The sequence below is a fragment of the Bacillus kexueae genome (genome assembly GCF_022809095.1).
Taxonomy (GTDB): domain Bacteria; phylum Bacillota; class Bacilli; order Bacillales; family Aeribacillaceae; genus Bacillus_BZ; species Bacillus_BZ kexueae.
Genome location: NZ_JALAZE010000001.1, coordinates 501,291 through 523,769 on the forward strand (window position 1 = coordinate 501,291; position 22,479 = coordinate 523,769).

Here is a 22,479-nt window from a genome sequence, read left to right on the forward strand (position 1 = left end):
ATACATCATAGGAAAGTAGTTGAAATGAGTTTCCGTGCTTATTCGTGGGAGGATTTAATCCGTCTATCGACTGTTGTTCCTCCCTCCTATTTATGGTATGTTTTCCAAAGAACGATAGATTACGATATTTAGAAAGAAGGTTTCCCTATGGTACAGCATACATTTTCCGCTATTCAATGGATGGTCTTTATTATTGCCTCCTCCATTGTTACGCCGATTGCTGTTGCAGCCTCGTTCGGTATGGATCCGGTTGAAACAGCCGGCCTCATTCAGCGTACACTTTTTATATTAGGCGTATCATGTATACTGCAAGTATTTTTCGGTCATCGCCTCCCGATAAATGAAGGACCGGCTGGATTGTGGTGGGGCGTGTTTGTCATTTACGCAAGTTTAGGACCGACCTTGTTTTCGAGTACGGAAGTAACCCTTCAAGTCATTCAAGGGGGCATAATCGCCAGTGGATGTTTATTTCTTTTGCTTAGCGCATTCGGATGGATTGACAAAATTTCTTCCCTTTTCAGCCCCGTTGTCACAGGCGTGTATCTTCTTCTTCTCGTAGCGCAATTGAGCGGTTCCTTTTTAAACGGAATGCTTGGTGTAGGCTACCGAAAAAATAGTGTGGACGTAACAATTACGTTGATCAGCTTTTTGCTCGTTTTATTAACGCTCTTGCTTTTAAAAAAAGGACCGAAGAAAATCAAGCAGTATGCGATTCTCATCAGCTTATGTATTGGTTGGATTTTGTATGCGTTATTCGGCTTAGCTAAACCAATCGAAAAAACAGAAGGTATCGTCGCCTTACCAGAAATCCTTGCTTTTGGACCTCCTATTTTTGATGCTGGTATGATTATGACTGCAGTGTTTATCACTTTGCTATTATTAGTCAATTTAATCGCGAGTGTCCAAGTGGTGAATCAAGTGATGACACGGTTCGGACAACAAAACGTGCACCGTTACCGTGAAGCGGGATTCATGACAGGAGTGAACCAATTATTAGCCGGGGTCTTTTCTGCTATTGGCTGTGTACCAATTTCAGGGGCAGCTGGATTTATCGGAACAACGACAATTTATAAGCGACTCCCATTTATATTCGGTAGCATCCTCATCATTTTGATTAGTTTATTTCCTGTTGTCACGGCCTTTTTTGCTGCACTTCCAACCCCGATCGGTTATGCGGCCATTTTCTCAATCTTTGCTAGCATGATTGGGCTCGCTTTCGAAGAATTTGATAAAATGCCCGATCAAAAACGAGCCCGATACATCATCGGCATTGCCCTCTTCACAGGAATCGGTGCAATGTTTGTTTCATCAGAATCCTTTGCTAACATCCCACCGATGATTACGTCGTTATTAAATAACGGCCTCGTACTCGGGACTGTCGTTGCCATCATCATCGACCAATTAACGAAATCGAATTAATCGTCATCCCCTGGGCGATGTTTTGTAAAAAAGTAGGCCGTAATCGCACTAAAACCACCTACTAAAGCAACAATTAACTGATTGACAACATCTCGATTGTCATGAAAGATAAATAGCGAAGCGGATAAAACCGCTAGCAGTGCAAACGCAAATATATGCTCAAATTTAATTTTCACTTACACCCTCTCCTTTTTTGCTCGTCCACTTAAGCCATTCGTTTTGTCTTTATAGTGTATGAGAGGAAATCGGGAGGGTGAGCATAAAAGAAAAAGCAGAAGAATTGACCTTCTGCTTTTCTGATTTATGGCATTGACGAAACAGCCCATTCAATAACCCCTGTCGTAATGAATAAAAAAACCATGAAACAACTAGAGTATAGAATTCCTTTTTGTGATAACGGCGTTTCTTTTAATTTCTTACTTACTACAAATCCTGCTAATGTTAAGATCAACCACACAGTTATACCAAGACCTGAAAATAAAATGGATGAATTCATAATCCATAAAACTGTTACGGCTAAATAAATGAATATGAATATCCACGCTACTCCTCTCATGACCTACTCCCTTCCATACTTCCATTAATGTGAGTTATTACTGTTAGCGTATTCTCACACATAATATTACCACAAAAAACCAATTGATCTATTTATCATTTTCAATATAATGGTAAAATATTGTATAGCCCAAGAAAATAAGTTCTTTTTGAAGGAGGATTTAATGAACATCGGATTAGGCCTGGTTTTCATTCCGTTATCCATCGTTTTTACATTTCTAGGAATCGTTTCTATAAAACAAAATGATAAGAGGATCGGAAAAATGTTAATAGGAGTAGGTATTTTCATATTCTCTATCTGCATTTTGTTGATTTTTGGAATTTATGACCCTTATTCGAATCATTTAAGATAATCCAAAACAAAAAACAGAGAGAATCGAAACTCTCTCTGTTTTATTTATGATTCGTGTACACTACCCGAACGCCGTTTTTTTCTAACGTTTCTTTTATTTTTTCCGTTTTTTCGAAGTCGAGTCCTTTCGGTAGGGTGACCATAATGCGGCGAACGTTTTGCGCTTCACTGTCTAGAGACAGTACACTTTTTACCGAGGAGTATTTATTTATGATTTTTAAAATTTTAGCGAGTACTCCAGCGTAATCATTCGTCGCAAGCGTAAAGGTGACTCCTCCATTTTTGTTGGCTAAAGAGTCCTCTAAAAAGTCAATGACTTTGGAGTGAGGTAAAATACCGAGAAAGTCTTGATGTTCGTTGACGACTGCTAAAAAAGGAAGGCGACGAATGGTTAAAAAGATATCAAGAAACGAACTTTCTTCTTCAATAATGGCTTGCTGATCACGTAATATTTCACGAACAGGCTTATGGTATGCTGCTTCTCCCTCTTCTAAAATATGTACTTTATACACATTTCCTAAAAACGTTTTTTCATCTGAGTCTAAAACCGGAATGCAACGATAGCCGGATTCATAAAGCAAATGGAGTGCTTCTTTTAACGTCATTGATTCTGTGGCGTAAACAACTTCTTCCCGCTGAATGTAATTCCCTTTTACTAACAATCCCATCACCTCTTATAAAATGGTTTAGTCATTACTTCGCGAGTGTGAGCGAAAATTCCTCTTCTTTAAGAAGCTCGTTCATGTACAGGGATTTCGACGGTGAACGATGTTCCTTTCTGTTTTTCACTCGTTACGATAATTTGCCCTTGCATCGTTTGAATAATACGATACGTAACCATCATGCCAAGCCCTGTACCTTTTTCTTTTGTCGAAAAGTATGGCTCTCCTAATCGGTTCATTTGTTCCGTACTCATTCCAATGCCCGTGTCTTTGACTTCAATCGTAACGACTGAATCTTTCATCTGAAGGTCAATCGTCAGTTCTCCTCCATTCGGCATCGCTTCAATCCCATTTTTCACAATATTTAAAAGGGCTTGTTGTAGCCGAATTCGATCGCCTAGCACATGAATCGATAAATTTGCCTGATCATAGTTAATTTTCACTTCATGTTCCGCCGCTAATGGCTCGGCTATGCCAATTACCGTTTCAACAATGTCCGTCACAGAAATAGCTTCTGGTCGTTCTAAACTCGGCTTTGCAAAGGTTAAGTAATTACGAATGACTGATTCAGCTTGATTCAATTCTTGAATGGCAATATTAAGATACTCATGTCGAGACTTCGGAACATCTTCATATAAAAGCTGCATGAAGCCTTTCGATGCCGTCAAAGGGTTGCGAATTTCGTGGGAAATACTGGCCGCTAAATGACTCGCGACTTCGACTTTCTCTGCTTTAATTAAACGCTGTTCAAGGAATATATTTTGTACGATCATTTCGATCAGGAGTACAACGATTATCATGACCATCATATGACCAGCTATAAATTCGGCAGCTAATCCGTCGTCAATCATCTCTCCTAATCTCCATCGAACGAACAATAGGTTTAAAATTGATGCGGCAAACGCCATTCCTATACTAATTATTAATTTCATTGTTATCGTTGCCTGGATAAATCGTTTTGAAAATAGTGGTACGAAAGAAAAGAAAATGAGGTTAAACATAAAGGATAAAAAGTAATCAAAACCTGTCACAAAAAATAATTGAAACACCATATAAATTCCGAACAAGATGAAGCTTAAACGAAAACCTCCATATAACCCTGCAATAATGATAGGGATCGTTCGGAAGTCAAACGCATGTAAATCCGCAATCGGATAAAGCATACAAAGAATGATTGAAGAAGCGGGTAAAAGTGGAATTAACCAAATTCGTATCTTCTCAAACATTTTTGTTCGCGCAGGTGAATAGATGATTTGAACAAATAAAAGAGGGAAAATAATAAAAAGTATGTTATTCAGTAGTTCTTTCGTTGCAATGTCCACCCAACCCACCACCCCTTTTTCTTTCATTCTATCATACTATCCGTCTATTTTATGAAAAATATTGTTGAAAACTTATATTACATGTATTATTTACCATTAAATCCACCAAAAACCAATGGTTATATACTACTAATTCCAGAAAGAAGGGTTTACGTGCCTTTAACATGAAATAGAGAGGAATCGGGTGTTTGTTCACCCGAAACCTATTACTTTCAGAATACATCATCATCTTTTATTTTTGACATTCCTGGCTCCCATCTCGCCACTTATCATCAATAGCCGTCTTTCTTATAAAAGCAGCGTTGATCCGTTATCTCTAACACTTTCCTCCGATCATACGCAAAAAATATCATGAGCAAACTTAAGCATCCACAAACGAAATACATAAACGAGTAAGAAGATAAATCAGCTAACGGTCCCATCATCACACTACCTAAAGATACTCCTAAATCGGCCATAGCAATAAATAATCCCAATAATACGTTGCGATTCGTTTTTGGCAATACAAACGTCAAATAAGTTGTTAACGTTGGATAAAGGAGTGCTTGAGCAATTCCCATTAAAATGGCTCCAACATAGAAAAAGACAACTCCGCCTATAATCGAAAAGCTGACAAAATAAGCGGCTACTGAAAGCATTAAAATCGTCGACATCATAAAAGCAGAATGCCATTTACCATCTGAAGGAATCTTCTTTCGTAAAGTAAAGCGTGCCACCACAACGGTTCCAGCTTGTAGCATGAGATAAATCCCCGCATTCCCATTTTTTAATTGGGTTGCATACAGAGGGATGAAAGTTGTAATCGCACCGAATACTATGGATCCTACTAGCATCAATACACTACTTTTAAATAAGAAAGGATTTTTGAACAGCTGACTGAACGATTTCATCATTCTTCCGCTTGGTTCAGCGTGTTCAGTAGTAGACGAGGTCTCCTTCTTGTCCATCTTCGCACTATAGCCAAACAGACCTGTTAAGATGGCAATGACCACCATCACCAAAGTGAAGGAGTCCATCCCTTCTTGCCAAATTCCTAACGCTATTAAAGGACCGATAATACCCGGTATATAGGAAAATAATGAATATAACGATATTCCTTGTGAGCGATCCTTTTCTGGAAGCGCATCAATAATTCCAATCTGTAACGCCATAGAGAAAAAGGCGGTCGACACCCCTTGTAACATACGGGCAATTAAATAGCCGCCTAACTCAGTAAATGTATATAAGATTAAGGCGAACCCATTAATTATAAGAATCGTGCGTAATACTTTTATCGGTCCATATTTTTGAATCATATACCCAGCCCAAGGACGCAAAAACATGGTCGTAAACAAATAGGCTCCCATAATTAATCCAATGGTCGTATTACTTGCTCCTAATGCCTCCCCCTGTAAAGGAATGATTACATTGAGAATAGCATTGGCACTAAAGTAAAGAAAGACCAACAAATATAGACGTAAAAAAGGCCAAGACATTGCTCCGTTCAAACTTCTTCTCCTCCTACACAAAAACATGACATTTTCTATCGTTTTGAAGCTCCCGGCATTTTTTTAAATAGTGCCAAACTCGAATATTGAAAAATCTACCCTTTAGTTTGCCGTCACCATTTCACACGCGAATCGATTAAAACGTGATAATCTTTTGTAATAAGTTTCTAGCATAATCAGACTGTACATCTCGCAAATGTTCAATTTGAACCATTTCTACGATTTGTCCATTTTTTAAAAAAAGAACTCTGTCGCAAATATAAGCGGCAGCTTGTATATCATGGGTGATGAAAATATAGCTCATATTGTAGGTTTTTTTTAGCATTTTAAATAAATCTAGTACTTGAATCTGAACCGATACATCTAAAGAGCTAATCGCTTCATCTAACAAAATGCATTTCGGTTCAGTTGAAATCGCTCGTGCTATACACACCCTTTGCGCTTCTCCTCCTGAAAGTTCATGGGGATATTTCTTTCGATAAGAAGCGTTTAATCCAACCTGTTCTAATAGATGGTCGATTTTGTATTCGATTTCTTTTTGTCCTTTTTTCTGTTCTTTCAACGGTTCCCTAATGGCTTCTTCCACCGTAAAAAATGGATTGATTGAAGAGGTATAGTCTTGAAATACAGCACTTATATTTCCTGATCGTACGTTTCGATCTCGAATATTTTTCCCTTCAAATAAAACGGACCCGCGATCTGGCTTTTCAATTCCAACGATTAGTCGGCCTAACGTTGATTTTCCACTTCCACTTTCTCCAATGATGCCGAGACATTCGCCGCTATTACATTCAAAACGAATATTTTTTAAGACGATCTGCTTTTCCCTTGAAAATAATCCACCTTTTTGATAGCTTTTTTCCACTCGGTCAACTTTCAGCATTTTCAAACTCTCCCCATTATTTTCTTAAAATGACTACTTACGGCATGCCTTGTAGAAACTAAATATCGAGTATATTCATGAGTCACTTCTGAAAAAACACGTTGGATATCTCCTCTTTCAACAATCCTCCCGTCCTTCATAACCAAAACATCATCTGCTATTTTTTTAACTACGCCTAAATCGTGGGAGACAAAAATCATTGAACATTCCATTCGTTCACGTATATGAATAAGCTGTTCGACAACTTCATATTGTGAGACTGTATCCAGTGCCGTTGTCGGTTCATCAGCAATCATAACGTCTGGCTCTAACAAGAGTGCTAAAGCAATCATGATTCGCTGAAGCATTCCACCTGATAATTGGTGTGGGAACTTATTCATAACTTCTAAGGGATTCTTTAACATAACACTCTCCAGGGCCTTTTTGATTCTTTCCTCTATTTCATATTTACTCCACCGGAAGTGCTCAACGAGGATTTCGTTTAATTGAACCCCAATCACGCAAGATGGATCGAAAGCGCTCATGCCATTTTGCATAATCATACAAAGGTTTTTTCCTCTTTTTTTTCTCATTTCTTTTTCAGATAGTTGATTTAAATTTTCTCCCTTAAAATAGATGTTCCCTGACTGTTGAATCCAAGGTTTATGTAGTCTCATAATGGACCGACAAGTGACAGATTTACCACTTCCACTTTCCCCTACAATGGCAAGGCAAGCACCTTTCTTAAGATGAAATGAACTGTTATGGATAATGATTTTCCCCGTGTTTTTATCCATTACTTGCAAATTTTCAACTTCTAGAATATTCATAAGCCTTATCACTTCTTTCCCTTGATAACACCTTTTTTCTTTCGTACCTATTTCTAGAATTTAATAACTTAGGATCTAACGCCACTTGTAAAGCATCCGATAAGAAGTTAAAGGAAGATACGACAATAATAATGGCTAGTCCTGGTGCTAACATTAGCTCAGGTCTTGAGAACATTACTTGTCTTGCCTCATTGAGCATCATCCCCCATTCAGCATGTGGCGCTTGAATACCAAGACCTAAAAATGAAAATCCTGAAATTTGCAAAATCATAGAACCCATTGATCCACTTGCAATGACGGCAATATCAGAAAGGGTAACTGGAACAATATGCCGCCATAAGATCTTCACATTACTTACTCCAGCAACTTTAGAAAATTTAACAAAATCCAAGTCCGCATACTGCATGACTGACGTTCTGATTACACGAGCAAACCAGGCCCATTTCATCAATATAAACGCTATTAATATGTTCTTTAACCCGACTCCTAAAATCCCAACAATCGCCAATGTCATCACATACCCAGGGAAGGAAAGCATAATATCGCAAATTCTCATGATAAGAAAATCCACTTTTCCTCGAAAGTACCCCGCAATAAACCCGACAATTGCCCCAATCAATACAGACAGGAATAATGATGCGAGAACCCATAAAACACTTGGACGAATACCATACATTAATCTAGATAAAATGCATCTTCCTAAATGATCGTTACCTAATAAATACTCCCAAGAAGGGGGAGCATATTTTAGCTTCATATTTACTTCATAAGGGTCATGTGGTGCGAGATAAGGAGCGAAAAGTCCAACAATTATTGTAAGAACGATGACGATAAAACAAGCGGTGGCCAATCGATCTTTGCTTAAATTCCTCAATAAGTTCATTTACAATCCCTTCCTTAATTTCGGGTTCATCGCCGCATTTATAATATCGGACAAAGTGTTAAATAACACGAATGAGACAGCTAATATCAAAACGTAAGCTTGAATAATGGGGAAATCTCTACTTAGAATGGACCTTACGCTTAAACTTCCTAACCCAGGCCATGCAAAAACATTCTCGATTACGACTGTGCTTCCCAATATAATAGGGATTGCCATACAAAAAACCGAAATCGCAACTTGTAAAGCATTTCTCAGCATATGTAGGGTGATCTTCCGATTAGGGACACCACATGCCTTAGCATAAAGTACATAATCTTCATTTAATTGCGTTAACATGGAACTCCTTACCACCCTGAAATAAATGCCCACATAACTGACGGTAATCACAGCAACAGGGAGAATATAACTTCTAAAGGAATCCATCCCATTGGTTGGAAACAAGTCCAATCGAACAGAAAAGTACCAAATCATGAGGGACGCAAGCCAATACGACGGCATGGTAGCTAAGAAAAATAAAACACTTCTAATCGATTGATCAACAATCGTTCCTTCTCGTAATGCACAAACTACACCTAAAAAAATGGATAACAAAATAATGAAAAAGGATGAAACGATCGTTAGTTTTGCTGTATTTAAAAAAGCAGGAGCTATTAAGGACCAAACCGGCTCTCCAGTCACATATGAATGACCGAAATCCAACTGTAGACAAGCTATGAGCCAATCCCAATACCTAATGATGAATGGTTGATCTAACCCGAGCTCAGCTTTCGTTTGAGCCATTAATTCTTCGGTTATTTTCGGAACACCTTGCGCATGCAGTACCACTTCAGCTGGGTCTAGAGGGGAAAGGTTAATTAAGACAAACGTTAAAAACGATATGACTAAAAGCAAAGGAATTGACACCAATATCCTTTTCAATATGTAAATTCCCATAGAAACCTCCTAAGTGAAAACCATTTCGATATAGTAATATTCGTAAGGTTTGATGAGCTATCACTTCCCTACTCAACGCTCCTTTCGAAAATAGACGAATAAATAAGGAGTGCCCAAGACGTGTCTACTAGTAGGGACGGATTAGTTTCCGTAACCTTGATGGCATGGGCAACCCCTTTTTGAAACAGCGATTTATATCTCGAAACGATTAAGAATCAACAATCTTATTCAAAATACATTTGCTCAAATGGTAGCTCGTATTGTGTTTGCTTGAAGGAAATACCATTTAAGTTTTTAGGTGCAATGATCGTCATTTGTCCATTCGTAATTGGAATAAAGACTGCTTCATCATGAACAATGGTCAAAATATTTTCATATAATGATTTTCTTTCTTCCTCGTCAGTTGAAATCATTACGTTTTCGATATTTTCATAGAGTTCCTCTGCTTCATCAATGCCGCTTGTGCTGTGCAAGTAAGAGGACTCCGAAGTAAACGCAGCAATTGTACTTTGTGGGTCGTAAGCTAATCCCCATGTTTGATTGAATAATAATTCATAATCACCTGTTGATCTTCGGTTGGCAATCGAAGTAGATTCTTCTCCAAGAATTTCCAGTTCAATACCAATCTCCTTCAAATAGCTTTGAATCAATTCTGCCTCCGCCTTTTGAGAAGGAGAGTTACTATCAAAATATAATTTCATTGCTAGTTTTTTTCCCTCTTTTGTTCGAACTTCAGCCCCCGTCTCGATAGTCCAGCCAGCTTTGTCTAAAATTTCTTTTGCCTTGTCTAACTGGAATCCTCTTTGTTTCAACTCAACATCCGCATACGGAATGTTCTGTGAGAATAATGTATGGGCTACGGTTTCCGTTCCATTTAAAATATCTTCACTAATGGTTTTTCGATCGATTGCATACCAAATCGCTTCACGGACAGCCGTTTCATGAATCGGACTATCAAGTTTAATGCTATTAGCTACAATCATTTTCGTATTCATCGCTTCGCTTTTAACAATTTGATATTTTCCGGAGTCCTCCAGTAGTTTCATAGCTTCCACATCGATGCTGTCGACACCTCGATCATCTGTAAATACAAAATTGACTTCTCCTTTTTGCAATGCTAAAAAGGTTGTTTCTCCTGATGGAAGTACTTTAAACGTAATGTTTTGAATTGAAGGTACTCCGCCCCAGTAGCTTTCATTCGCTTCAAACGTAGCATACTCATCCACTTGATGATCTTTTAATACATATGGACCTGTACCATGATAGCCCTGCACTCCATCTTTTGTTCCCTCATCAACAAAATCATTCGGCGATATAAAAACATAAGGTCTTGTCAGAGATAATTCTTGCAACGTTGGATAATAAGGCTCTGATAATACTAACTCAACTGTATACTCATCGATTACATTACAACTAACTAACTTAGACGATAATTTAATCCAAGAATGCTTTTCTGCATTTTTTTGTACCGCTTCAATATTTTTCTTCACGGCCTCCGCGTTAAACGGCTCCCCATCGTGGAATTTTACGTCTTTCCTCAAATGAAACGTGTAAACTTTTCCATCGTTCGAAACGTCCCATGATTCTGCAAGCAGCGGTTTAATTCCATCTTCTGTATTTTCAACTAGCGATTCAAAGACCATCCCTTGTGCTGGCATTGAACCTGCATACAAATGTGGGTTCATATCATTAATGTCTTTAGTCGTTGCAATAACTAGTTCGTTTTGATTGGAATCCTTATTACTGCTTTCACTGTCCGTGGTTGCCGAATTGGAAGAACAAGCAACTAACACTGATAAGACGATACATATTAAAGACACAATCTTCATTTTTTTCCCAAGCATGTATGACTCTCCTTTTTACAATTCAATAAATCAACATTTTTAAATGTACTCAAATTAAATCGAAATCATTCCTATTTAAAGTGTAAACGACTTTATGATTTACTTTTTTCCTTATAACCTTTTTCAAATTCATCGCAAATCATTTGCAAGTCTTCTTCAAAATTTTGAGCAGTAAAAGCATGAGATCGCAATTCACCGCTATGAGATCTAGCGAATTGGTCAATTTTTCTTTCATATCTTTCAATGAAGCGGTCAATCGTTGGGCAATCCACCTTTAAATAGTTGGCAATCCCTTGAATGATTTTGACGCGATAATAGTCTTCCTTAGGCATTCTCGGTATATCCCAATATCCTTCCTTGTTAACAAATACTTTTCTAAATGGAACCGCAGAGAAATCAAAATATTTCCCTTGTTCATCCGGTTCGGAAAATGGATCAATCAACAGAGAGGTGTAACGTATGTACAATAAATATTGTTGATGAATAGACGGCAAATGATTGAAACTTTCAATATCCTTTCGAGATAAATTTTCCTGTCTTACCGGATAATTATCATCAATCATGAATTTAAGCAAATTGATGCTTTGTATATTCATTTTTTCGATTATCGTTATAATTTCTTTCCAATGGGCTAGCATCTCTTCAATTAAATTTTGTGTAATCGGCCCTTCTGGATAAATTTTGTAGACATATTTTTTCGTCTCGAGCTCCCCAAATATCACACGTAATGAGAAATCGTTCATAAATAACGGCGGGTGTACATATAAAGAGATGTTTCTTGTTTCTGCCTCAATCGGATACTTCATTATTTCCAAAGCTATTCCTAATCTTTCATATAGCTGGCGCAATTGATCGACATTCTCAGATGAATAATGCGTTGATCCGAGGTAAATTTTTTTCTTCACACCAGTTGTTAACACATGATTACGTGGTTGATTCTCTATCCAACGCGTATCACCAAAGTAGGTGGAGAAACTTATTATTTCTACATTTGGATTCATACGTCTCATATAGTTTTTCACTAAACGATTTGAACCGAAAGTGGGCGAAACTAAAACAACGCATTTAACTTGTTTTAAAAGATCGTCACTTATTTGCTTCAATACATCCATGTAAGCATCGGTTGTTACCGAAAAGATAAGCGTATCCCAATCACCTTGAATCGTTTCATATCCTTTAAATACTTTGTCTACGTAGCACTGCCCTGCCATAGCTTGATGCTGTTCGTTTTGAACACTCGCTTGAATGAGGTGATTACTTGACTCAAGAGCTTTAAAGACTTTTTCTGAACGAACAGATTCCCTACCAGAGATCCCTACATCGCAATTCAACTGTTTTTTTAACGTGACCGCCAATTGAATAGATGTAGGCCCAGTTCCTAATAGTAGTACTCGTTGAAATCCACTCATAAAAACCTCCCTTTCTATTAAAATATTTTTTTGTAAAGAGCTATATCAAAGATTTGATTTGGGCGTATTACATTCTCAACTAACCGCCACTTATTTTCATCCACTTCTCTCATTGGATAATTAAACAAAGATTTTAACTGATCCCCATATCTCATCGCGACTACAACTTGTTCATCAGTCGACTCATATAATTGGTCTAATATGTCGTATTTGCTTTCAACCGTTGAACTAAAAATTACATGGGTGAGATCTCGACAAAGTTCAAGATCTTCCACCGATGATTTTTCTAACTTTATGTTCAGTCCTCTCCCCAATCTTTCCACGACATCTCGGCCAAGATTAATAGCCTCTTCATCAATATCGATGCCAACTACTTCCGCTCCGGTGCGTTTGGCGATTAATAAGGGAGTCATTGGAAATGCACCCGATCCTACTAATAATACTTTTGAATCAAAGGAAATTCGAAAACTACCGAACTCTTCTTCTATGCATGATTCGATATTTTGAAAATAATCGGTGATTTCTACTTTTTCATCTCGTAACTTTAAAGCACGATATTTTTCCATCATCGCAACAGCTCGTGCTGATTGTTTTCTTAAATCCGCCAGAAGCTGATTCCATTCGCTCATTTTTTGAAGTTCTAATTGCTCCCAAACCTTTTGATTTTTTTCATTCGTTATAAAATGAGCGTATTCGTTAATTAAATGCTCCAATTGAGAATAATGACTTGTCGTATAATCATGCTTTCCCACTAGTTCGTTAAACTTTGCTAAAAACGAATCTAACGTTTCTTGAAACGTTTGTAATACAACCAATCGTTTTCCTCCTTATCATTTGGGTATTAAATTTGTATAAACGCCTTCCCCTGTGCGACGATTCCAACACCTCCTTCAATCGAAATGCTAGTTAAATTCCCTTCTTGGCAAGTAGCCACTACTTTCATTTCACCACCTGGCTGGCAAATCGTTGCGGAAAGATTTCTTTTATGTTCATTTTTCCATGCCAAATATGCTCCTAAAGATGCCGTGCCTGAGCCGCACCCTCTTTCCCAAACTATGCTGTCAACAAGGGGAACGTAAATAAGCGGGGCCATTTCACCTGATTTCGACTTATATAGCAATATGCCAATTAATTTGGATCCTACAGTCACTCCTAGCAGTTCGGCTAATGATTGTGCTTTCTCCTTTACTTTTTGGCTAAACTCCTCTACTTCTATCACAATATGGATGAAATCCTGATATCTAATGATCCCAATATCCAATTCGTCTCCATCATACTTGATTGTTTTTTGTTCAATACGTTCGGGAATCGGCATCATAACTTGGCAGTAAAATTCATCTGCTTTTCTTCTCACCTGACATCTTATTAATCTATCAGTGCCTGATGACTCTAACAGAATTTCTTTCCAAACACCTTGTTCTAATCCTTGCTCAGATGCAAGATAAACGGCCAAGGCCATACAAGCATTTCCACAAAACTCGCCCCCAGCCATTTGTAAATGAGCAGCAGCTTCATGATTCTTCGCCTTTTCGATGAAACCAACTTGCTCAGCATATACATGGTCATATGACATCATTTGTGATGCGATGCGTTCATACTCTACTGTTTGAGAATTCATTTTTACGAGAATGGTCATATTTTGCGTTGGACTAAATTTAATAAAATCAACTTCCTGCTTCATGGCCTCTTTCCTTTACACGATGATTTTCTTGAAATGTATTAAATCGTAATGATTACGATTTTCACGTTATAGAAAAACTTACCATACCATCTATGTATTGTCAACAATGGTATATTTTTTATTTATCAGAGTACAGACCCTAACCCTGCGTTGTTTCTTTCGTTTCATTCGTCATTCTTATAGGTTTACGTACAGAAATTAAGAAATAACGTGAGGTGCATTTCATTTTCTGAAGAAAGTTTTGTAGAATAGCCGATATGTCTTTTTGCATCGGAAGAATCAGAACCATAAAGAAAACGAAAATATTTACTAGATTTATAAAAAATAGTATATAATTACCAATGTTAACATTTTTCTTATTAGGGAGTTTTTGAACTAATGGTTACAGAAATGTATAAAAAACGAGTGAAAACTTCTCTTTCTTTTTCAGGGATCGTGTTTTTATTAGGAATTGTCGTCTTTTTCATCGATAGACCAAATGACGGGGAAGATTGGCTAACCCTCGTGTCCATTGGCATCATGGGGCTCATGTTATTCATCACGGGAATGGTTAACAAACGTCATTATGCGAGAGTGAAAGATTTAAACATTGAAGATGCGGAAATTCCGATTATCGATTCCGATCACTTTGTCGTGAAGAAGGATGTCGGTTCTGTACCTCGCCTATTAATCTTCCAAAAAGATGGACGATTTCTCGGATTGGCGAAGCCGGTTCACATACCGATATACTTGTATCCATTCTTTATCTTCTCAAAAGATATTTCCTATTATATTCCGATAACATACGGAATCTTCTCCCATGATGGGTCATTGATGGCTACCTATAAACGAAAAGGATGGAAAGAGACCGTTCTCACCGTAATGGATCAGGAAGGATATGAAATCGGAACATACATACAAAAAGACTTCAAAAGCTTTGTAAATATAAAAGGGGAACTTCTGGATGGTCACGGGGAACGCCTCCTTCCGGTTGAAGTAAATAGTTTTACAGGCGATTTTACGTTAAAAGACAGGGAAGGCAACATATGGGCACATTTCTTGAACGGCTATTTTCCTTTTGAAGCGACAAAAACGTTTCGAGATGTTCATAATGACTTAATCGAAATAAGTGATGGGCTTTCTCCACAAAATAAAAGGTTACTCCTTGCGATGATTAGTTTTATCTTTTTAGCACGTAACGAATAAATTTTAATGGAGACTATTTTTAATGGAAAAAGACGTCAAAGAAATGGAACTGCATGTGAAAAATGAAAGGAGAAAATTTCAAAAAGAAGCAATCGTCGTTGTCACGATTATTCTACTATTTATCGGGTTAAACTACTATTTTATGCATCAATAAAAGCGTGGGTGTCCGAAAAGTAGCTGGGACACCCATTCTTGTTCAATTTAAAAGGTAGTTTTTTTGGCGGATGCTTTCCGTACTTACACGGGACGTGTTTGCTTCTGCATTGGGCACACTGGCTAAAATGTTAAATCCAAAAACCAAAAAAGAGGCAGGAGCCTCAAAAAGTCATTTTTTCATGACTTTATTGACTCAACCTCCCCTTCTTTATTTACTCCCTTCGTTTGGCCGATAGTGAATTTCATGAGCTGCCCGAATCCCTGATTCAATGGCACCTTGAATCCATCCGTGTTGGGTCGAAGCATGCTCGCCAGCAAAGTGAATTCTTCCTTCAGGTGTTGAAATATAGGGAGAAAGTTCGGTCACTTGCCCCGCTTTAAACATCGTGAAGGCGCCGGCTGAATGAGGGTTTCGAACCCAGCTAAAGCTCATCCCCGTTTCAAATTCTCGGACGACCTTTCTCCCGTGAATCGTTTCTAAATTTTTCAGTGCGTATTCGAGCCGGAATTCATCATCTAAACTATCCCACGGAATTGCATCATCTTCCCACGTGTAACTCGCCAAAATGACGCCAGATCCGGTGATTCCTAAGTTGTGACTCGGGTATTGCGCATACGTAATTGGCAAGTCCGTAACGGTTTTGCCACCGTACATCCCCTCTTTTTCCCAAAAGCGATTTTTAAATTGAATGCCCGTTTTCGTCGAACCGACGTAATGCAATTCACGAATGGCCTTCCATTTGTTGTAGGAAAATGTGTTGTGCGGCTCAATTTCAACGAATTGGAGCACGGAAAATGGAATCGCAATTACAGCGAAATCAGCAGTTACTTCATATGGCTCTAAAATTTTCGTATGAAGAGAATGAATCCTCACTTGATCATCCTCTTGCACGATTTTTCGCACCTTTTGACTAAACATCACGTTATCTTTTAATTTCGGAAGGAATGCTTTCGGAAGCTGGTCATTTCCTCCTGTGATTTCGTAAAATTTAATATTCGGGGTAAAAAGAATCATTAATTCTCTAAGGAGCTCTAAAAATGAATGTTCGATGAGTCCACCAAGCGATAAAATAACTTTAATCTTATCGACTGCACCGCCTGAAAGTCGGTAGCCGAACGGATTGTATCGCAAGTAGCTGTCCATTGAATACTTATCAAGGTCGCGAATGACAATCGGCCAATGCTTTCGCGGGTTTTCGTTAATAAAGTCTAAAACGGGTTGAATCGCCATTTGCAAAAGCTCTGTTGCTGTCTTGCCGCGTTCATGCGGTTCGACAGGAAAACCGAATAAATCTGGATTAGCTTCATACTCTTTTAACCGTGCTCGAACTTCTCGGACATACAAAAGGTCGTTTGGAGTACTGTTAAAAAATTCATTCACCGGCAAGTTGAATTTACGAATATACGCCCACGTTAATTCATGTGTATGCGGAATCCGCATCGCACCAGCTTCTAAATATTGCTCATCCCGGAAATTGGCGCGCAACGTGTAAATTCGCCCTCCCACCCGCTCCGACGATTCCAACACCGTCACATTATGACCTGCTTCTTTCAGCAATGATGCCGCCACAAGCCCGGCCATCCCTGCCCCGATAACTACAACTTTTTTCGGTGCATTCGTTTTTGGTAACCCTCGTTGAATTAGAGAGACCATTTGATTCATCGGGATTTTAGGAAATACGTAATCAAGCAACTCACATTCCCCCTCTTTTGAAGCTACTATGAATATATTGAGTTGCTTGATATTTATAACAATGTTTTTCCAACATATGCTCTAATTCTAGATTGATATTTAGAAAGAGGTCAGAATATTAAATTTTGCTAGCTTCGTCCTTGGGCTGACTGCGTGGATAGTTCCGGTCAAAAACAAGAAAGGAAGCGTGCTTCACTTGTTTTCCTAATCAGCTTCAGTGCTTGCGGCCTTTCCTTATGCTTTCAATTGATCGAAATGCATCAAGTCGTGATGCAAGAGAATTGGGGGCGCCTTTTGGACACGATGTACGCTGTCGTTTTTGCGTCAGCCTTCCTTTGGATTAGTACGTTGGCACAGAACATCTATGTTTACCTAAAAAAGTGTAAAGGAACAGTCCAACTAAGAAAAGCACAAAGCGCAAGTCCTTAGGTGAAGGGCGCCGGAGGACCTGCGAGGAGGCTTCCGTCGCCACAGCAGGGCCGAAGCGACCCGAGCTGATGGCGCTTGGAGCCAAAAAAACTGTTAAGAGAATACTTTAACACTTTATTGAACTTACACTTTCTGTAACCATAAAAACAAACACCGTAGAATGTGATTTTACAGCATCCTACGGTGTTTTCATTTGCTGAATTATATGAATACATTACTCAAAAACATACACTTTTTCCTCGTAACACCGTAACGACTTTTCCGATTGATGAAGAAGCTCCAGCCATTTTTCACTTACTCGGTGAGGCTTTTGTAATAACGCAAGCGGTACGCATAAGTTTAAGATTCGTCCGCTTACTTGAAAGCGCGTGACACCAGCGGGGAGCTTTTTCCCTTCCATGACGATTTGTTCAACTGCTTCATATCGTAATCGACTGTATTTAATGAGCACTTCGTCGTTCTTTAAAAGCGTCTCTATGTCAGACGGTACTCTCGTTACCTCTTGATTTTCGCTATAGCGAGTAACGATTTTATGCCAGCTTTCCAATACATAAGGGGCAATATCTTCTTCATATAAATAGTAGCGTTCTTTATCATTTGCGACGACTTCAATAAAAGGTGTTCCTTCCTTTTTCGCTTCTTTCCACGGAAGGTTGTCGTGCTGAATCATCTCTTCGAACCATTCCCCTTTTTTTACGAGATGAGCCCAAGTCGTCATCGTAAAATCTTCCATGGATACTTCTTGAACAGGTGCTGTTTCAAGCTGTAACTTCTTTAAGCTCATGAAGCGATGGACACCATCCAATACGAAATAGCGGCCATTGGCAAGCTTCGTAACTAAAATCGGATGTCGAATGCAATCATCCCTTTTAATGGCTTCCACCGTTTTTTCAAGCCGTGATGGTTCAAAATCTTCGTGAAGATCCATTTGATCAATTGGTACGAGCTTTAATGAAGATACAATGCTTCTCATCAAAATGTCCCCCTTTGTTTTTCCTTATTCCATTGTGACTCGCTCTCGCTCTAAAAACAGATGCTTCGGATGCGGATGGCTTAAGAAATCATGATGAGAGATCGACCAACCGTATGCACCCGTATAGAAAAACAGAATGACATCTCCCATTCGAAGTTCATGTACGTGAACATCTTTAGCAAATACGTCTTTCGGTGTACAAAGCTGTCCAACGATCGTCACTTCCTGTTTTATGACTGCTGTTCGTTCAAACGGATACGACCACTCCTCAACAGAAACGACGCGAAATGGGTGATTGTGCTGCCATGAAACCGGCAAGCGAAAATGTTGTGTGCCACCGCGGACGATCACAAATGTTTTCCCGTGATTTTCTTTAATATCTATCACTTCAACCGCGTAGTAGCCGCACGAGGCTGTTAAAAAACGTCCGCATTCAAAAAGAATTTGGACTTGCTGCATTTCTTCCTGTCTCACCAACTCATGCAGATTCGTTGTGAAACGTTCCCAGTTAAAGGGCTGTTCTAAATCATGATAGTTCACACCAATTCCCCCACCGACATTCAGAGTCGTGAGCGGAAACTGATGGCGACCTGCCCATTCTTTAGCCTTTTGAAAATAAATTTTCATCAATTCCAGATGCCGCCCGTCGTCCAAATTGTTCGAGATGGAGTGAAAATGGAAGCCTTCTAATTGAATGTTTGGATGAGTCAATGCGTACTCGATTGCTTCATCAATGTTCGTTTCATCGATTCCAAATTGCGTCGGTTTTCCAGCCATATAAAGCGTTGCCGATGGAAAAGGTCCACGTAAATTGACACGAAGTAAAATCGAAACGTTTCGTTTCCATTTGTTCGCAATGAAGGACAAACGCTTTAATTCATGGAGACTCTCCACGTGAAGAAGCTGGACGTTTTCGCTGATCGCATTTTCTAATTCTTCATCCGTTTTTCCCGGTCCACCGAAAATGACTGGGACTTCAGCATGAATGGCACGTGCTTTTTTCACTTCTCCGATGGAAGCCACTTCGTAGCCTTGAACATACGGATAAACGGCCTTTAATATTCGTTCATTGGCGTTTGCTTTCATCGCATAAAACATATGGCAATTTTCAGGCAGTTGTGAAGTAACCCATTTTACATGCTGACATAAATGATCGATGTCATATAGGTAACTACAGATGGGTTCATTCGTTTCCCGTTTTAATTGCTCGATTTTTTCGATTACCTTTCTCAACTTAGTACCTCCTTTTGGGCTAGTCGATCTCGCATCGTCCGGAAGAAGAGACCGCGGTCATCTCCCATAATAAGAGCCGCCACACCCTTTTCTCTCCAAGCTGTTTCATCATCTGCACTTCTCGGAATGGCACAAAACGGAACATCGTATTGAACGGTTTTTTCATAGATGGTTTGAATGCCTTTTTTCACTTGTTCCGATTGGGTTTGCCACGGAATTCCGTAGGATTGAGATAAATCTGCCGCCCCTTCGAGGATCATATCAACTCCTTTGACAGACAAAATGTCCTCTAAACACTCGATTCCCTCTACATCCTCAATCATGAGTATGACCATGATTTCTTCATTGGCTTCCTCGATATATGTCGTTAAATCGCCTTTTCCAAATCGAGCAGGTCGACCACCGTTTAAGCTCCGATTTCCATGGGGATAATAACGACTGCTGAAAACAGCTTTTTGTGCATCTTCTTTTGAGCGAATGTGAGGAACGACAACCCCTTTCGCCCCTGCATCAAGAGCACGAAGGATCGGCCCTTCATGATTTTCACTCACTCGAACAAAAGGAGTCAGCCCAACTACTTCCGCTGCTCGAATCATATTCTCGACTGTTTCGGGATTGATGGAAGCATGCTCCGTATCGATGATGATAAAATCATAGCCCGCATGTCCAATCATTTCCACAACGAGTGGATGTGGGATGGAACAGAAGATGCCGTGAACCGTCTCCCCTTTTTGAATCTTCGCTTTCACGTGATTTTTCAGCATGTCGTCGCCCCCTTAACGGCAAATAGTGGATTTTTCACCCGCTGAATTCTTAATTCTGTTTCCGGATACATTCTCCGCTTTGTCAGCTGTTCCACTTGAATCGTTTCAGCGAACAAGTCAAATAAACGAAATCGTTCTTGTAAATGAGAAAAGCGAGAATGATAGGCTTCAATCACTTCTTTTGCATACATCCAAAACACGTTTTCATCTAGACCGTAGTGTTCATCAAAGAAGTACGCAAGCTCCGACAGATTAATAAAGAAAAACGCATCATGGACAAAATCACGAACAAGCTCCACGTCATCTGTTTCGATAAAGGAATTGCGGTTTACTTTTTTATGTGCATCCGGCGTTGGTGCTAAGTCTGGAAGCAGCTCTGGATGAGTAAGTGTTTCCTTCTGAAAACGAATGCCGTCATGAAAATCTTTTAAAGCAAGGCGGACTGGCCAACCGTTTCGATGAATGAGTACCATGTTTTGCGCATGTGACTCCATGGCAATTCCGTGTGCATATAAAAGATGAATGAGTGGCGTAATAGAAACGTGAAGAAGCTGTTTCACCCACGACTCTACTCCGTACTGTTCAATCCACCCTTGAATAAGTGGCGTTCCATTCTTTTTCCGGTGGTAGATCGCATTGTACGGAACAGCATCCTCCCCGTCTTTTAAATACGAGTGAATGCTTTCACGCCAGATGCCGCTTAAAACGCCGTAGGTCGATTCATTTTCTAATGTCGACTGTTGGCTCGATTGAACGGAAATCCCCACCACCTCAAATAGAAGCACAAGCCCTAACTCTTTCTTTAAATAGGAATCGCGATGAAGAATGGCGCGAAGCCAATCGGAAATTTTCGCCGCATTCTCAACCGTGTGCGGAGCTAAAATGCGATTCGTCGATGTGTTTGTAATGCTCAACGGAAGCTTCACATAGCATTTTGTTTTGTCCGTTTGATTTGCTAAGGTGCGAATGGATTGTTGGGGAACGTATCGATCTGTGCCCTCCCCTAGTAACACAATTGCCCCATTATTCAATTGGTGAAGGAAGGACGGGATAATGACATGTTCCCACTGCCACGGATGAACGGGAAGAAAGAGATAATCGGACGCTTGAAGATTTTTTTCATGTAGCTTATGTCTAAATCGCTCAACGTCCTTCTCTCCAAGTTCTCGCTTCACCCATTCCTCATAGTGAATGGATTGCGAGATGGATAGATTGGCAATGTTTTTTGAAACGGCGAGCCAAATCAGTCCAATTGTCGGCTTAAAGTCTGGTCCGAAGTTCACATGATCCGTCATGGTAAAACCGATGCGAGACTTATAGGACGGATGATATGGATGTCCTTCCATCGCTTCACTTTCGATCTCATCGTACGTTTGGACGTTCCGCCCTTCTCTTTGCTGCCAGTGATACTGTGCGAGCGCATCCTTTAGATGGGTCTCCTTTAATTCATTTTGAAACATGGACAATCGATTCCAATCAGCATCGAGGTTGCGCGTCACTTCTTCTATAAAGAGCGAAAATGAATCAGCCTCCCGCTCCGTTTCTCCGTCACGTCGGATAACAGGTTCCGGTGTTAAACGAATACGCTGAAAACTAAACGATTGTTTTCCTTTACATTGGTACATGACCGGATTTCCAAATCGGTCCTCCCCATGAATTAAAAATTGCTCCATTCCGTTTTCAAGCGGAATCCTTGTCGGTTCAACAATGTTTTCAAATAAGAATGATTCCACCAACTGACGGAAAATTCGTCTTCTCACTTGGACGTATTCAGTTGAATGAACGATGTTTTCGACCATTTTCATCA

At 39.4% G+C, this 22,479-nt stretch carries 21 protein-coding genes; 3 read left to right on the forward strand and 18 right to left on the reverse strand.

Annotated elements, in window-relative coordinates; genetic code table 11:
- Positions 1 to 147: 147 nt before the first annotated feature.
- Positions 148 to 1,419 (forward strand): purine/pyrimidine permease, encoded by a 1,272-nt coding sequence (locus ML543_RS02645; protein ID WP_243385585.1) that lies wholly within the window; start codon positions 148 to 150, stop codon positions 1,417 to 1,419.
- Here ML543_RS02645 and ML543_RS02650 read toward each other — a convergent pair.
- The 13 genes from ML543_RS02650 to ML543_RS02710 all read right to left on the reverse strand — a co-directional run bounded on the left by ML543_RS02650 (position 1,416) and on the right by ML543_RS02710 (position 14,239).
- Positions 1,416 to 1,595 carry a hypothetical protein gene (locus tag ML543_RS02650; protein ID WP_243385586.1) on the reverse strand — a complete coding sequence of 60 codons (180 nt, stop codon included), beginning with the start codon at positions 1,593 to 1,595 and terminating at the stop codon, positions 1,416 to 1,418. The genes ML543_RS02645 and ML543_RS02650 overlap by 4 nt on opposite strands.
- A 125-nt stretch (positions 1,596 to 1,720) precedes the next feature.
- Positions 1,721 to 1,975 carry a hypothetical protein gene (locus tag ML543_RS02655; protein WP_243385587.1) on the reverse strand — a complete coding sequence of 85 codons (255 nt, stop codon included), beginning with the start codon at positions 1,973 to 1,975 and terminating at the stop codon, positions 1,721 to 1,723.
- A gap of 392 nt (positions 1,976 to 2,367) precedes the next feature.
- Positions 2,368 to 2,994 carry a cyclic di-AMP binding protein CbpA gene (gene cbpA / locus ML543_RS02660; protein WP_243385588.1) on the reverse strand — a complete coding sequence of 209 codons (627 nt, stop codon included), beginning with the start codon at positions 2,992 to 2,994 and terminating at the stop codon, positions 2,368 to 2,370.
- 59 nt (positions 2,995 to 3,053) lie between these two features.
- The gene (locus ML543_RS17020; RefSeq protein ID WP_243385589.1) at positions 3,054 to 4,310 is read right to left on the reverse strand and encodes an ATP-binding protein; all 1,257 of its coding nucleotides are present in this window, start codon (positions 4,308 to 4,310) and stop codon (positions 3,054 to 3,056) included.
- 272 nt (positions 4,311 to 4,582) lie between these two features.
- The gene (gene cntE, locus ML543_RS02670; protein WP_243385590.1) at positions 4,583 to 5,797 is read right to left on the reverse strand and encodes a staphylopine family metallophore export MFS transporter CntE; all 1,215 of its coding nucleotides are present in this window, start codon (positions 5,795 to 5,797) and stop codon (positions 4,583 to 4,585) included.
- A gap of 136 nt (positions 5,798 to 5,933) precedes the next feature.
- Positions 5,934 to 6,680, reverse strand: a complete 747-nt coding sequence (locus ML543_RS02675) for an ABC transporter ATP-binding protein (RefSeq protein WP_243385591.1) — start codon at positions 6,678 to 6,680, stop codon at positions 5,934 to 5,936.
- Between the two features lie 2 nt (positions 6,681 to 6,682).
- On the reverse strand, positions 6,683 to 7,489 hold the full coding sequence (gene cntD, locus ML543_RS02680) for a staphylopine uptake ABC transporter ATP-binding protein CntD (protein WP_243385592.1): 807 nt from the start codon (positions 7,487 to 7,489) through the stop codon (positions 6,683 to 6,685).
- Positions 7,470 to 8,372, reverse strand: coding sequence for a staphylopine uptake ABC transporter permease subunit CntC (cntC, locus tag ML543_RS02685; RefSeq protein ID WP_243385593.1), 903 nt, complete (start codon positions 8,370 to 8,372; stop codon positions 7,470 to 7,472). The genes cntD and cntC overlap by 20 nt, the downstream gene beginning before the upstream one ends.
- Positions 8,373 to 9,305 (reverse strand): nickel/cobalt ABC transporter permease, encoded by a 933-nt coding sequence (gene opp1B, locus ML543_RS02690; protein ID WP_243385594.1) that lies wholly within the window; start codon positions 9,303 to 9,305, stop codon positions 8,373 to 8,375.
- A 224-nt stretch (positions 9,306 to 9,529) separates the two neighbouring features.
- Positions 9,530 to 11,149, reverse strand: a complete 1,620-nt coding sequence (gene cntA, locus ML543_RS02695) for a staphylopine-dependent metal ABC transporter substrate-binding lipoprotein (protein ID WP_243385595.1) — start codon at positions 11,147 to 11,149, stop codon at positions 9,530 to 9,532.
- A gap of 92 nt (positions 11,150 to 11,241) precedes the next feature.
- Positions 11,242 to 12,558, reverse strand: a complete 1,317-nt coding sequence (locus ML543_RS02700; protein ID WP_243385596.1) for an opine metallophore biosynthesis dehydrogenase — start codon at positions 12,556 to 12,558, stop codon at positions 11,242 to 11,244.
- 17 nt (positions 12,559 to 12,575) lie between these two features.
- Positions 12,576 to 13,373, reverse strand: a complete 798-nt coding sequence (locus tag ML543_RS02705; RefSeq protein WP_243385597.1) for a methyltransferase domain-containing protein — start codon at positions 13,371 to 13,373, stop codon at positions 12,576 to 12,578.
- Positions 13,374 to 13,399: 26 nt separating this feature from the next.
- A complete protein-coding gene (locus ML543_RS02710) occupies positions 13,400 to 14,239 on the reverse strand; it encodes a histidine racemase CntK family protein (protein ID WP_243385598.1) in 840 nt (279 codons plus the stop codon).
- A 378-nt stretch (positions 14,240 to 14,617) separates the two neighbouring features.
- On the opposite strand from ML543_RS02710, the gene ML543_RS02715 reads away from it, so the two are divergent.
- Both ML543_RS02715 and ML543_RS16885 read left to right on the forward strand, forming a co-directional pair.
- Complete coding sequence (locus ML543_RS02715; protein ID WP_243385599.1) at positions 14,618 to 15,424, forward strand: hypothetical protein; 807 nt, start codon at positions 14,618 to 14,620, stop codon at positions 15,422 to 15,424.
- 22 nt (positions 15,425 to 15,446) lie between these two features.
- Positions 15,447 to 15,578, forward strand: coding sequence for a hypothetical protein (locus tag ML543_RS16885; protein ID WP_279326523.1), 132 nt, complete (start codon positions 15,447 to 15,449; stop codon positions 15,576 to 15,578).
- A 210-nt stretch (positions 15,579 to 15,788) separates the two neighbouring features.
- On the opposite strand, the gene ML543_RS02720 is transcribed toward ML543_RS16885, so the two are convergent.
- The 5 genes from ML543_RS02720 to ML543_RS02740 all read right to left on the reverse strand — a co-directional run bounded on the left by ML543_RS02720 (position 15,789) and on the right by ML543_RS02740 (position 22,477).
- Positions 15,789 to 17,243 (reverse strand): flavin monoamine oxidase family protein, encoded by a 1,455-nt coding sequence (locus tag ML543_RS02720; RefSeq protein WP_419095337.1) that lies wholly within the window; start codon positions 17,241 to 17,243, stop codon positions 15,789 to 15,791.
- A 673-nt stretch (positions 17,244 to 17,916) separates the two neighbouring features.
- Positions 17,917 to 18,675, reverse strand: coding sequence for a ParB N-terminal domain-containing protein (locus ML543_RS02725; RefSeq protein ID WP_243385601.1), 759 nt, complete (start codon positions 18,673 to 18,675; stop codon positions 17,917 to 17,919).
- Between the two features lie 24 nt (positions 18,676 to 18,699).
- Positions 18,700 to 19,908 (reverse strand): type III PLP-dependent enzyme, encoded by a 1,209-nt coding sequence (locus ML543_RS02730; RefSeq protein WP_243385602.1) that lies wholly within the window; start codon positions 19,906 to 19,908, stop codon positions 18,700 to 18,702.
- The gene (locus ML543_RS02735; protein WP_243385603.1) at positions 19,905 to 20,672 is read right to left on the reverse strand and encodes an HpcH/HpaI aldolase family protein; all 768 of its coding nucleotides are present in this window, start codon (positions 20,670 to 20,672) and stop codon (positions 19,905 to 19,907) included. Before ML543_RS02735 ends, ML543_RS02730 begins: the two co-directional genes overlap by 4 nt.
- Positions 20,666 to 22,477: an IucA/IucC family protein gene (locus tag ML543_RS02740; RefSeq protein ID WP_243385604.1), complete on the reverse strand. Its 1,812-nt coding sequence runs from the start codon at positions 22,475 to 22,477 to the stop codon at positions 20,666 to 20,668. Before ML543_RS02740 ends, ML543_RS02735 begins: the two co-directional genes overlap by 7 nt.
- Positions 22,478 to 22,479: the final 2 nt, after the last annotated feature.